This window comes from Mycolicibacterium moriokaense (assembly GCF_010726085.1).
Classification (GTDB): Bacteria; Actinomycetota; Actinomycetes; order Mycobacteriales; family Mycobacteriaceae; genus Mycobacterium; species Mycobacterium moriokaense.
Window position 1 is genome coordinate 5,420,902 of record NZ_AP022560.1, and the last position, 12,086, is coordinate 5,432,987.

Genomic DNA, 12,086 nt, shown 5'->3' on the forward strand with positions numbered 1-12,086 from the left:
ACCGGACGTGGGCAAGCGGCCTATCCGCTCATTGGTACTGGGATTTCATCATTCAGTTGTGGCAGTAGCTGGCTGGTGAAACTCAGCCCTGGCGCTGCTTGTGCCGAGGATCGGAGCAGATCACCATGACCCGCCCATGCCGACGGATCACCCTGCATTTATCGCAAATGGGCTTGACGCTCGGGTTCACCTTCACGACTGTGTCGATCCTTCTGTGCTTCTAGTTGTTACTTGTACCGGTAAACGATGCGGCCCCGAGACAGGTCGTATGGAGACAACTCCACGACGACGCGGTCCTCGGGCAGGATGCGGATGTAGTGCTGCCGCATCTTGCCGCTGATGTGGGCGAGAACCTTGTGACCGTTCTCCAACTCAATGCGAAACATCGCATTGGGCAGGGGTTCGACCACGCGACCCTCGACCTCGATGGCACCGTCTTTCTTGGCCATTATGTTTCGGAGATCCTCCGTGTCCTGCGAATCGTTGGCGCCTTCTGGCGCAGCTACACTCCGACTACGAAACGTGAGCCTGTAGCCAGAAATTCCAGCAATTCGAGGACAGAGAGCACGCAAGAGCCGGCGCGGAAGCCGCACCGTTGGTCCATACTACCCGCTTCGGTGCCGGTCCCAAAATCGCTGAACGCCCAGCTCAGCCTCTCCACCACGCATTAGACGGGGGCCAGCTGGTTCCGCTGACCGCGAACGGGCGCTCGACCCTGATATCCGCTGGACGACGGGCGCATACTTATAACCGATGACCGCCCCCGCCGCGCAGTCCAGAAAACCCGTCATTCTCACTGTCGACGACGACCCGGCAGTTTCACGCGCCGTCGCTCGTGACCTCCGTCGCCACTATGGCGAGAGATACCGCATCGTGCGCGCCGAATCCGGCGCCGACGCCATCGACACCCTCAAGGAGCTCAAGCTGCGCGGCGACGCCGTTGCGGTCTTCGTCGCCGACTACCGGATGCCGCAGATGAGCGGCATCGAGTTCCTCGAGAAGGCGATGGACTTCTTCCCTCTGGCGCGCCGCGTGCTGCTGACGGCGTACGCGGATACCCACGCCGCCATCGACGCTATCAACGTCGTCGACCTCGACCATTACCTGCTCAAGCCTTGGGATCCGCCGGAGGAGAAGCTGTATCCGGTGATCGACGGCCTGCTGGAGGGCTGGCGCGCCGTCGGCGACCGGGCCATGCCCTACACCAAGGTGATCGGCCACCGATACAACGACCGGTCCTGGGAGGTGCGGCAGTTCCTGGCCCGCAACGAGTACTCGTTCCGCTCCATCAACGCCGACGAACCCAAGGGCAGGCAGCTGCTGGAAGCCGCGGGGCTCGACGACACGCGGCTCCCGGTCGTCATCACCGAGAAGGGCGAGACGCTGGTCCAGCCCTCGGATGTCGAGTTGGCCACCCTGCTCGGCCTGTCCACCAGCCCGCAGCTGGAGATGTACGACCTCGCGGTCATCGGCGGTGGGCCCGCGGGCCTGGCAGCTGCGGTGTACGGCGCATCGGAGGGCCTCAAGACGGTCCTGATCGAGAAGGCCACCACCGGCGGGCAGGCCGGTCGGAGCTCGAAGATCGAGAACTACCTCGGCTTCCCCACCGGCATCTCGGGCGCCGAGCTCACCACGTCGGCCCGCAGGCAGGCCGAACGCTTCGGGGCCGAGGTCATCACGACACAGGAAGCCGGCAGGCTCGAGGTCAACGGTGTCGGCGCGGCCCATACGATCCACCTCAACGACGAGACCACCATCGGCGCCCGGGCCGTCATCCTGGCGATCGGCGTCGACTACCGCCAACTGCAGATCACCGGATGCTGGGACGATCCCGCGGATCCGAGTTGCAACTACATCGGCCGCGGCGTCTATTACGGGGCCTCGGTCTCGGACAACAGCGAGTGCGCGGGCGAAGACGTCTACATCGTGGGCGGCGCGAACTCGGCTGGCCAGGCGGCGATGTTCATGTCGCAGACCGCCAAGTCGGTCACGATGCTGATCCGCGGCGCCTCCCTGGAGGCCGGGATGTCGCAGTACCTGGTCGACCGCATTCTCAGGACGCCGAACATCACCGTCCGTACCTGCACCGAGGTGGTCGACACGGTCGCCGAGGACGGCCACCTGTCCGGGCTGGTGCTACTGGACAAGCGCACCGAACAGACCGAGACCGTCACCTGCGATCGGATGTGCTGTTTCATCGGCGCAACACCGCGCACTGATTGGCTGGAAGAAGCGGGAATAGCCCGCGACGATCACGGTTTCATCCTGTCGGGACCGGATCTGCGTGACAAGGTCGGGTGGACGCTCGATCGCCCGCCGCATCATCTGGAAACAAGCGTGCCCGGTGTGTTTGTTGCAGGTGATGTGCGTTCGGAGTCCGCGAAGCGGGTTGCGGCCGCGGTCGGCGAAGGGTCGATGGCGGTGATGCTGGTGCACAGGTATTTGGCCGAGGCATGATGCCGGCACCGCCGGCGAGGCATGATGCCGGCAGCGCCGGCGAGGCATGATGCCGGCACCGCCGGCGAGGCATAAGGCCTGCAAAGGCTGAGAGGCCAGAGGAAGGAAGGCGCCGATGAGCACGCAAGGAGAGGAATGCGTGCGCGACGAGCTGCGGACGCTCTTCCTGTTCGAGAAGTTGTCCGATGAGCAGCTCGACATTCTCTGCGCCGCCGGCCACATCGAGAACTTCCCCGCGGGACCTATAGTTCGCGAGGGCGACCCCGCGACCTGCTTCTACGTGATGATCGACGGCGAGTTGGTCATGTCGAAGCGCTCCGGCGGTGTCGACATCCAGACCAACCGCACCTCCCAGCGCGGCGTGTACTTCGGCGCGTGGTCGGCGTACATCCCCGGTGAGGAGCAGACCTACCAAGCCTCGGTGCGGCTGACCAAGCCCGCGCGCTGCTTCGTACTGGACTCCAACGACTTCGCGGAATTCATGCGGACGCAGTTCCCTATGGCCGTCCACCTGCTCGAAGGCCACCTCGTCGGCGGACACCGTCAGACCCAGATCATCGGTCAACGCGAAAAGCTACTCGCACTCGGCACGATCACGGCAGGCCTGACCCATCAGCTCAACAACCCCGCCGCCGCGACCGCCCGCGCGGTCGCCGACCTGCGCGAAAGCGTCGGGCATATGCGGCACAAGCTCGCCATGGTGGCCGAGGCCCAGTTCACCCCGGAGGCGCTGCGCGTCTTGGTGAACATTCAGGACCAGGTCGCCGAACAGGTAGCCAAGTCCCGCGATCACGAGCTGACCGCCTTGGAGGCATCCGATCGCGAAGACCAGATCGGCGAATGGCTGGAGGACCATGGCATCGCCAGCGCCTGGGACTACGCGCCGACGTTCGTCGACGCGGGGCTGGACACCGACTGGCTGGAGCGCGTCTCTGCGTTGGTCGACGACGTCGATGCCTCAGCGTCGCTGCAGAGCGCGATCGGGTGGTTGAAGTACACGATCGACAACGAAATGCGGATGAACGAGATCGCCGAGGCCAGCAAGCGCATCTCGGCGCTGCTCGCCGGCGCCAAGCAGTACTCGCAGATGGACCGGGGCGCCTACGGCAGCGCCGACGTCCACGAGTTGCTGCGCAGCACGCTCATGATGTTCGGCGACAAGATCGGCATGGAGGGCAAGGGTAAGCCCGTCACCCTGATCAAGGACATGGACAAGACGCTGCCCGAATTGCAGTGCTATCCAGGCGATCTCAATCAGGTGTGGACCAACATCATCGACAACGCCATCCAGGCGATGGACGGGCACGGCACCTTGACCATCCGGACCGCCCGCGAAAACGACGAGATGATCCGCGTCGAGATCTGCGACGACGGACCCGGGATCCCCGAGGACATCATCGACCGGATCTTCACGCCCTTCTTCACCACCAAACCGTTCGGCGAGGGCACCGGCCTCGGACTGGATCTGGCGTGGCGCATCGTCGTCGAGAAGCACGGCGGAAACCTGTCGGTGCAGTCCGAACCGGGCGACACCCGGTTCATCGTGTGCCTGCCGTTGGTGGCACCGGCGCCGATCGCGCCGACGCCCGGCGAGCTGTCGGCCGCCGGAACGGAATAGTTCCGCTCACCGTGCGCCGAGCGGAATAGGTTCACGCGAGTACCAAGTTAGGAAGAGCATGGCGACTCCTGATCTCGGCAAGTACGGCGTCTTCGGTCACTACTCGCAGTGGCAAAAGTTCTCCCCCCAGCAGCTCAAAGACATCGAGGCGCTCGGCTACGGCGCCATCTGGGCCGGTGGCTCACCGCCCGCTGAGCTTGACTGGGTCGACCCGATTCTCGGAGCCACCGAGACGCTTCAGCTCGCGACGGGCATCGTCAACATCTGGACCGCCGACGCCGCTCCGGTCGCCGAATCCTTCCACCGCATCGAGAAGGCCTATCCGGGTCGCTTCCTGCTCGGTATCGGTGTCGGCCATCCCGAGGCCCACCAGGAGTACAAGAAGCCGTACGACGCCCTGGTCGAGTACCTCGACAAGCTCGATGAGTACGGCGTGCCGAAGAACCGCCGAGTCGTAGCCGCGCTCGGCCCGCAGGTGCTCAAGCTGTCGGCGCGGCGCTCGGCGGGTGCGCATCCCTACCTGACGACGCCGGAGCACACCGCCGCGGCACGCAAGCTCGTCGGACCCGGTGTGTTCATCGCGCCCGAGCACAAGGTCGTGCTCACCACCGACGCGGACAAGGCACGCGCCGTCGGCCGCAAATTCCTCGACATCTACCTCAACCTGCAGAACTACCTGAACAACTGGAAGCGGCTGGGCTTCACCGATTCGGATGTGGCCAAACCGGGTAGTGATGCCTTGGTCGACGCGGTCGTCGCCTATGGCACCGTCGATTCCATTGCGGCACGGTTGAAGGAACACCTCGACGCGGGCGCTGACCACGTCCCGGTGCAGGTCCTGACCGGACCGGACAAACTGGTCGACGGGCTGGCCGAACTGGCCGGACCGCTCGGCCTGAGGTGAGGGGTCTTCGATGACTGAGCTCAAACCCGATCTGGGCCGCTACGGCGTATGGATCTTCGGTGCGCCCACACCCGACGAAGCCGTCGAGATCGAGAAACTCGGTTACGGCGCGGTGTGGATCGGCGGGTCACCCGCGGGCGACCTGAACTATGTCGAGCCGATCCTCGAACAGACCGAGGCCCTGCAGGTGGCCACGGGCATCATCAACGTCTGGACGGCGCCGGCCGAGCAGGTTGCGGAGGCCTATCACCGGATCGAGGACAAGTTTCCGGGCCGCTTCCTGCTCGGCATCGGGATCGGTCATCCGGAGCACACGCAGGAGTACCGCAAGCCCTACGACGTGCTCGTCGAGTATCTCGACGCGCTCGACAGCGCCAAGGTGCCGACGAGTCGGCGCGTCGTCGCTGCCCTGGGGCCGAAGGTGCTCAAGCTCGCGGCCCAGCGCAGTGCGGGCGCCCACCCCTACCTGACCACCCCGCAGCACACCGGCGAAGCCCGAAACATCCTGGGGCCGACGGTGTTCCTGGCCCCCGAACACAAGGTGGTGCTGGCGCGCGACGCGGAGGCCTCACGCAAGATCGGCCGCGAGACCGTCGACTTCTATCTCAACCTGTCGAACTATCTGAACAACTGGAAGCGGCTGGGCTTCACCGACGACGACATCGCCAAACCGGGCAGCGACCGCCTGATCGACGCCGTCGTCGCCCACGGCACCCCCGAGGACATCGCCAAACAGCTCAACGAACACAACGAGGCAGGGGCCGACCACGTGGCGATTCAGGTGTTGGGTGGCCCGGACAAACTGCTGCCGACGCTGGAGGAACTCGCAGGCCCCCTCGGGCTGAAGCGCTGACACCGACGCGGCGGCACCTGACAGCAAATCCAAGGTGGATGCCGGCCTCAGGCGATCCTCGACTAGGGTTTGGCCATGCGGTTGCTGGTCACTGGCGGCGCGGGGTTCATCGGCGCCAACTTCGTGCACAAGGCTGTGAGCGAGCACGAGGTGACGGTCCTCGACGCGCTCACCTACGCGGGCAGCAAGGAGTCGCTGACCCCGGTCGAGGACAAGATCCAACTGATCGAGGGCGACATCACCGATGCCGACTTGGTCAACAAACTGGTCGCAGATGCCGACGCCGTCGTGCACTTCGCCGCCGAGACCCACGTCGACAACTCGCTGTCCGGGCCGGAGCCCTTCCTGCACGCCAACGTCATCGGCACGTTCACGATCCTGGAGGCGGTGCGGGCCCACGACGTTCGGCTGCACCACATCTCCACCGACGAGGTGTACGGCGATCTCGAGTTGGGCAGCCCAGAGCGCTTCACCGAGGCGACGTCGTACAACCCGTCGAGCCCGTACTCGTCGACGAAGGCCGCCGCCGACATGCTGGTGCGCGCATGGGTGCGCTCCTACGGTGTGCGCGCGACGATTTCGAACTGCTCCAACAACTACGGGCCGTATCAACACGTCGAGAAGTTCATCCCGCGCCAGATCACCAATGTGCTGACCGGGCGACGGCCGAAGCTCTACGGCGCCGGGGCCAACGTGCGCGACTGGATCCATGTGGAGGACCACAACAGCGCGGTGACGCGCATTCTCACGGACGGAAAGATCGGGCGCACGTATCTGATCGGCGCCAACGGCGAGCGGGACAACCTCACCGTGCTGCGCACGATCCTGCGGTTGATGGATCGCGATCCCGACGACTTCGACCACGTCACCGACCGCGCAGGCCACGATCTGCGGTATGCGATCGACGCGTCGGTCCTGCGCGACGAGTTGGGCTGGAGCCCCGCACACACCGACTTCGAGGACGGGTTGCGCGACACCATCGAGTGGTATCGCGCCAACGAAGCGTGGTGGGCGCCGTTGAAGGAGAGCGTCGAGGCCGGATACGCGGGGCGGGGCCAGTGACGTTCCGCGAGCTCAAGGTTCCCGGTGCATGGGAGCTCACCCCGCAGGTGCACGCCGATTCGCGCGGCGGGTTCTTCGAGTGGTTCAAGGATGCCGAGTTCACCGAGTTCGCGGGGCATCGGTTCGATCTGCATCAGGCGAACTGTTCGGTGTCGGCGGCGGGCACGCTGCGAGGTTTGCACTTCGCCGAGGTGCCGCCGAGCCAGGCGAAGTACGTCGGTTGCCCGCACGGCAAGGTGCTCGATGTGGTCGTCGACATCCGGGTCGGGTCGCCGACGTTCGGACAGTGGGACTCGGTGATTCTCGACGACCGCGACCGGCGGTCCATCTACATCTCCGAGGGTCTGGGCCACGCTTTCTTTGCGCTGGAAGACAATTCGACTGTCATGTACCTGTGCTCGGCGCCATACAACCCGCAGCGGGAGCACACGATCAATGCGCTCGATCCCGCGCTCGGCATCGTCTGGCCGGAGTTCGACGGCGGGCCCCTGCTGTCGGATCGGGACCGTGCGGCGCCGACGTTGGCGGAAGTCGAGGCGGCCGGGCTGCTGCCGACGTGGGAAGAGACCCAGGCTTTCATCGCGGGCCGCCGCTGACTTCTTCTAGTCGAGTCAGCTGAGAGATCGCGGCGGGCGTAACGCCATGGTGCGATCGCGGCCGAATTCCCGCCATGTGGTTACAACCGGCGCTAATCCGATCGTCGATGTCGTCGGGCGGAGATAGCGAAGCTGGGGACAGTTTCGGCGAGGAGGCGGGCCGCACTAGCTTTAGAGGATGCTGGCGACCGACATCGATTCCGATGGCATCGCGGTCCTGCGACTCGACAACGAGCGGCGACGCAACGCGCTGTCGATCGCGATGCGCGACGCCATCTCCGACACACTCGAGGCGTGGGCGTCCGATGAGCGCGTGCGCGTCGTCGTCCTCACGGGCACGGGTACGACGTTCTGCGCGGGGTTCGATCTCACGGAGTTCGCGCAGCCCGATCTCGCCCGCACCATCCGCGACAGTTCACGCCGCTACCACCTCGCAGTGTGGAGTTTCGCCAAGCCGGTGATCGCGGCCGTCAACGGTGCAGCGTTCGGCGGCGGCTTCGACCTCGCCCTGTTGTGCGACCTGCGCATCGCCGTACCGACGGCGGAGTTCGCGCATCCCGAGATCAAGTTCGGGGCTCCGCCATTGTTCACACCGCTGCAGTGGATCGTCGGCGCGGGCATCGCGCGGGAACTGTGCCTGACGGGTCGGCGCATCGACAGCGCAGAAGCGCATCGGCTGGGATTGGTCAATCGGATCGCCGACCCCGATCGCCTTCTGGACGAAGCCAAAGCCACCGCCCGGGTGATCGCCGAGGCTCCGCAGCCGGCGCTTGAGGCGACCAAGCGGTACCTGGTCTCCAGCGCGGGGGTCACCTTCGACGAGGCGTTCAAGGTCGAGCACGACCGCGTTTTCGACGAGTTCCTCCTCGGCGCACTCGGCTCCGACCCCAGCAGCGGATGATGGACAAGAGGCGTCTTGCGCACGCCATCCCGCCATTACTAGGATATCCAAGTATCTATCAGCGAGGGACACGATCATGACCACACAGATTTCGCATTTCATCAACGGCAAGCGCACGACCGGGGAGTCCGCCCGCACCGGCGACGTGATGAACCCCAGCACCGGTGAGGTGCAGGCCAAGGTGCCGATGGCGTCGCGGGCCGACGTCGATGCCGCGGTCGCCGGCGCCGCCGAGGCGCAGAAGGAGTGGGCGGCCTTCAACCCGCAGCGCCGCGCGCGGGTGTTGATGAAGTTCATCGAGCTGGTCAACGCCAATGTCGACGAACTCGCCGAGACGCTCTCCCTCGAACACGGCAAGACCGTCGCCGACTCCAAGGGCGACATCCAGCGTGGCATCGAGGTCATCGAGTTCGCGATCGGCATCCCGCATCTGATCAAGGGTGAGTACACCGAGGGCGCGGGCACCGGCATCGACGTCTACTCGATGCGCCAGCCGCTCGGCGTGGTCGCAGGCATCACCCCGTTCAACTTCCCCGCGATGATCCCGCTGTGGAAGGCCGGTCCCGCGCTGGCGTGCGGCAACGCCTTCGTCCTCAAGCCGTCGGAGCGCGACCCGTCGGTGCCGGTCCGGTTGGCCGAACTGTTCCTCGAGGCCGGCCTGCCGCCGGGCGTGTTCCAGGTGGTGCACGGCGACAAGGAGGCCGTCGACGCCATCCTCGAGCATCCGGACATCAAGGCCGTCGGCTTCGTCGGCAGCTCCGACATCGCGCAGTACATCTACGGCAACGCGGCCGCCAACGGCAAGCGGGCACAATGCTTCGGCGGTGCGAAGAACCACATGATCGTGATGCCGGACGCCGATCTGGACAACGCGGTCGACGCGCTGATCGGCGCGGGCTACGGCAGCGCGGGTGAGCGCTGCATGGCGATCAGCGTCGCCGTACCGGTCGGCGAGCAGACCGCAGACAGGTTGCGCGCCAGGCTCGTTGAGCGCGTCAACGGCCTGCGCGTCGGCCACAGCCTCGACCCGAAGGCCGACTACGGACCGTTGGTGACCGAGGCCGCGCTTGCACGCGTCAAGGACTACATCAACCAGGGCGTCGAGGCAGGCGCCGAGATCGTCGTGGACGGCCGCGAACGCGCCAGCGACGACCTCCAGTTCGGCGATGCGAATCTCGAGGGCGGCTACTTCATCGGCCCCACGCTGTTCGACCATGTCACGCCCGACATGTCGATCTACACCGACGAGATCTTCGGCCCGGTGCTGTGCATCGTGCGCGCCAAGGACTACGAAGAGGCGCTGCGACTGCCCACCGAGCACGAGTACGGCAACGGCGTCGCGATCTTCACACGCGACGGCGACACCGCCCGCGACTTCGTGTCCCGCGTGCAGGTCGGCATGGTCGGCGTCAACGTGCCGATCCCGGTGCCGGTGTCCTATCACACGTTCGGCGGTTGGAAGCGGTCCGGCTTCGGCGACCTCAACCAGCACGGTCCGCACTCGATCCTGTTCTACACGAAGACCAAGACGGTGACGCAGCGTTGGCCCGCGGGTAGCCACGGCGCCGAGTTCGTCATCCCCACCATGAAGTAGAGCTGGGATTCGATGGACTTGTTCGGGCTCGACGACGACGAACGCGTGATCGCCGAGACGGCGGCCGCGTTCGCCGAAAAGCGGCTCGCGCCATACGCATTGGAGTGGGACGAAACCCACCACTTCCCCGTCGACGTATTGCGCGAGGCCGCCGAGCTCGGGATGGCCGCGATCTACTGCCGGGAGGACGTCGGGGGCAGCGAGCTGCGTCGGCTGGACGCCGTGCGGATCTTCGAGCTGCTGGCGATGGCCGATCCCACGATCGCGTCGTTCCTGTCGATCCATAACATGTGCGCGTGGATGGTCGACACGTATGGCACCGAGGAGCAACGCAAGTCATGGTTGCCGCGGCTGGCCTCCATGGAGGCCATCGCGAGTTACTGCCTGACCGAACCGGGCGCCGGATCGGATGCGGCGGCGTTGCGGACCAAGGCGGTCCGCACCGGGAGCGACTATGTGCTCGACGGCGTCAAACAGTTCATCTCGGGCGCCGGATCGTCCGACGTGTATGTGGTGATGGCGCGCACCGGTGGCGACGGCCCGCGCGGCATATCGGCGTTCCTCGTCGAAAAGGGCACGCCGGGACTGAGTTTCGGTGCACAGGAAGTGAAGATGGGCTGGAACGCCCAGCCCACCGCACAGGTGATCTTCGAGGGTGTACGCGTTCCGGCCGACGCGATGCTGGGCGGCGTCGAGGGTGAGGGCAGCGGTTTCGGCATCGCGATGAACGGGCTCAACGGCGGCCGCATCAACATCGCCGCGTGCTCGCTGGGCGGCGCACAGGCCGCACACGACAAGGCACGCAGCTACGTGGCGGACCGGCAGGCCTTCGGCGGTGCACTGCTCGACGAACCGACGATCAGGTTCACGCTCGCGGATATGGCGACGGCGCTGGAAACCTCACGAACGCTGTTGTGGCGGGCGGCATCCGCGCTCGACGAGAACCATCCGGAGAAGGTCGAGCTGTGCGCGATGGCCAAGCGATACGTCACCGACGCCTGCTTCGACGTGGCGGACCAGGCGCTGCAGCTGCATGGCGGATACGGCTATCTGCGCGAGTACGGCCTGGAGAAGATCGTCCGGGATCTGCGGGTGCACCGAATACTGGAGGGCACCAACGAAATCATGCGTGTGGTCATCGGTCGGGCCGAGGCGGCCCGGGCCCGCGCGTCGGCGTAAGGGAGAGTAAATGAGCACGGTCGCGTTCTTGGGGTTGGGCCACATGGGCGGGCCGATGGCGGCGAACCTCGTCGCGGCGGGCCACACCGTGCGGGGCTTCGACCCCGTCGCCGCACTCAAGGACGCGGCCGCCGAGAAGGGTGCGCAGGTCTTCGACAGTGGGGCCGAAGCGGTTTCGGGGGCCGAGGTCGTCATCACGTCGCTGCCCAACGGCAACGTCGTGAAGGCGGTGTACGCCGAGGCGCTGCCCGCGGCCGCGAAGGGGACGCTGTTCATCGACACCTCCACGATCTCGGTCGACGACGCGCGCGCCATTCACGCCCAGGCACTCGAGCAGGGCCACGCCCAGCTGGACGCCCCGGTCTCCGGTGGGGTGAAGGGCGCGGTCGCAGGCACGCTGGCGTTCATGGTCGGCGGCGAGGCCGACGCGGTGGAGCGGGCTCGGCCGATCCTGGAACCGCTGGCGGGCAAGATCATTCACTGCGGCGACTCCGGCACCGGGCAGGCCGCCAAACTGTGCAACAACATGGTGCTGGCGGTGCAGCAGATCGTCGCTGGCGAGGCCTTTGTGCTGGCCGAGAAACTGGGTCTGTCCGCGCAGTCGCTGTTCGACGTGATCACCGGTGCGACGGGTAACTGCTGGGCGATCCACACCAATTGCCCTGTGCCGGGCCCGGTTCCGACGTCACCGGCCAACAACGATTTCAAGCCGGGCTTCGCCACCGCGTTGATGACCAAGGACATCAGCCTCGCGATGGACGCCGTGAAATCGACCGGTGCGTCGGCGCCGCTCGGCTCTCATGCCGCGGAGATCTACACGAAGTTCAACGAAGAGAACGCTGACAAGGACTTCAGCGCGGTCATCGAACTGATCCGCAACGGCTGATCCCCTGCCCCACTGTGCATCTGACGCGGGCTAGCT

Annotated in this window: 12 protein-coding genes; 10 read left to right on the forward strand and 2 right to left on the reverse strand. The window is 65.8% G+C overall.

Annotated features, from left to right (window positions below; all coding sequences use genetic code 11):
• Nucleotides 1-82: 82 nt before the first annotated feature.
• Together rpmJ and infA are read right to left on the reverse strand one after the other, a co-directional pair.
• Nucleotides 83-196, reverse strand: a complete 114-nt coding sequence (gene rpmJ, locus G6N43_RS26440) for a 50S ribosomal protein L36 (protein WP_003879483.1) — start codon at nucleotides 194-196, stop codon at nucleotides 83-85.
• Nucleotides 197-227: 31 nt separating this feature from the next.
• Nucleotides 228-449: a translation initiation factor IF-1 gene (gene infA, locus G6N43_RS26445; RefSeq protein WP_003418601.1), complete on the reverse strand. Its 222-nt coding sequence runs from the start codon at nucleotides 447-449 to the stop codon at nucleotides 228-230.
• A 304-nt stretch (nucleotides 450-753) separates the two neighbouring features.
• Here infA and G6N43_RS26450 point away from each other — a divergent pair, with 304 nt between their 5' ends.
• From G6N43_RS26450 to mmsB, 10 genes are all read left to right on the forward strand, one after another.
• Nucleotides 754-2,457, forward strand: a complete 1,704-nt coding sequence (locus G6N43_RS26450) for an NAD(P)/FAD-dependent oxidoreductase (protein WP_083157590.1) — start codon at nucleotides 754-756, stop codon at nucleotides 2,455-2,457.
• A 115-nt stretch (nucleotides 2,458-2,572) separates the two neighbouring features.
• Entirely contained in the window at nucleotides 2,573-4,075 is a 1,503-nt protein-coding gene (locus tag G6N43_RS26455) for an ATP-binding protein (protein ID WP_083157589.1), read from the forward strand.
• Nucleotides 4,076-4,133: 58 nt separating this feature from the next.
• A complete protein-coding gene (locus tag G6N43_RS26460) occupies nucleotides 4,134-4,979 on the forward strand; it encodes an LLM class F420-dependent oxidoreductase (protein ID WP_083157587.1) in 846 nt (281 codons plus the stop codon).
• A 10-nt stretch (nucleotides 4,980-4,989) separates the two neighbouring features.
• Nucleotides 4,990-5,832: an LLM class F420-dependent oxidoreductase gene (locus G6N43_RS26465; RefSeq protein WP_083157586.1), complete on the forward strand. Its 843-nt coding sequence runs from the start codon at nucleotides 4,990-4,992 to the stop codon at nucleotides 5,830-5,832.
• A gap of 75 nt (nucleotides 5,833-5,907) precedes the next feature.
• A complete protein-coding gene (rfbB, locus tag G6N43_RS26470) occupies nucleotides 5,908-6,894 on the forward strand; it encodes a dTDP-glucose 4,6-dehydratase (RefSeq protein WP_083157584.1) in 987 nt (328 codons plus the stop codon).
• Nucleotides 6,891-7,490 (forward strand): dTDP-4-dehydrorhamnose 3,5-epimerase, encoded by a 600-nt coding sequence (gene rfbC / locus G6N43_RS26475; protein WP_083157582.1) that lies wholly within the window; start codon nucleotides 6,891-6,893, stop codon nucleotides 7,488-7,490. Before rfbB ends, rfbC begins: the two co-directional genes overlap by 4 nt.
• 178 nt (nucleotides 7,491-7,668) lie before the next feature.
• Complete coding sequence (locus G6N43_RS26480) at nucleotides 7,669-8,391, forward strand: enoyl-CoA hydratase/isomerase family protein (protein ID WP_083157581.1); 723 nt, start codon at nucleotides 7,669-7,671, stop codon at nucleotides 8,389-8,391.
• Between the two features lie 76 nt (nucleotides 8,392-8,467).
• Entirely contained in the window at nucleotides 8,468-9,985 is a 1,518-nt protein-coding gene (locus G6N43_RS26485) for a CoA-acylating methylmalonate-semialdehyde dehydrogenase (RefSeq protein ID WP_083157580.1), read from the forward strand.
• Nucleotides 9,986-9,997: 12 nt separating this feature from the next.
• On the forward strand, nucleotides 9,998-11,164 hold the full coding sequence (locus G6N43_RS26490; protein ID WP_083157578.1) for an isobutyryl-CoA dehydrogenase: 1,167 nt from the start codon (nucleotides 9,998-10,000) through the stop codon (nucleotides 11,162-11,164).
• A 10-nt stretch (nucleotides 11,165-11,174) separates the two neighbouring features.
• Entirely contained in the window at nucleotides 11,175-12,050 is an 876-nt protein-coding gene (gene mmsB, locus G6N43_RS26495) for a 3-hydroxyisobutyrate dehydrogenase (RefSeq protein ID WP_083157577.1), read from the forward strand.
• The last annotated feature ends 36 nt before the right edge of the window (nucleotides 12,051-12,086 follow it).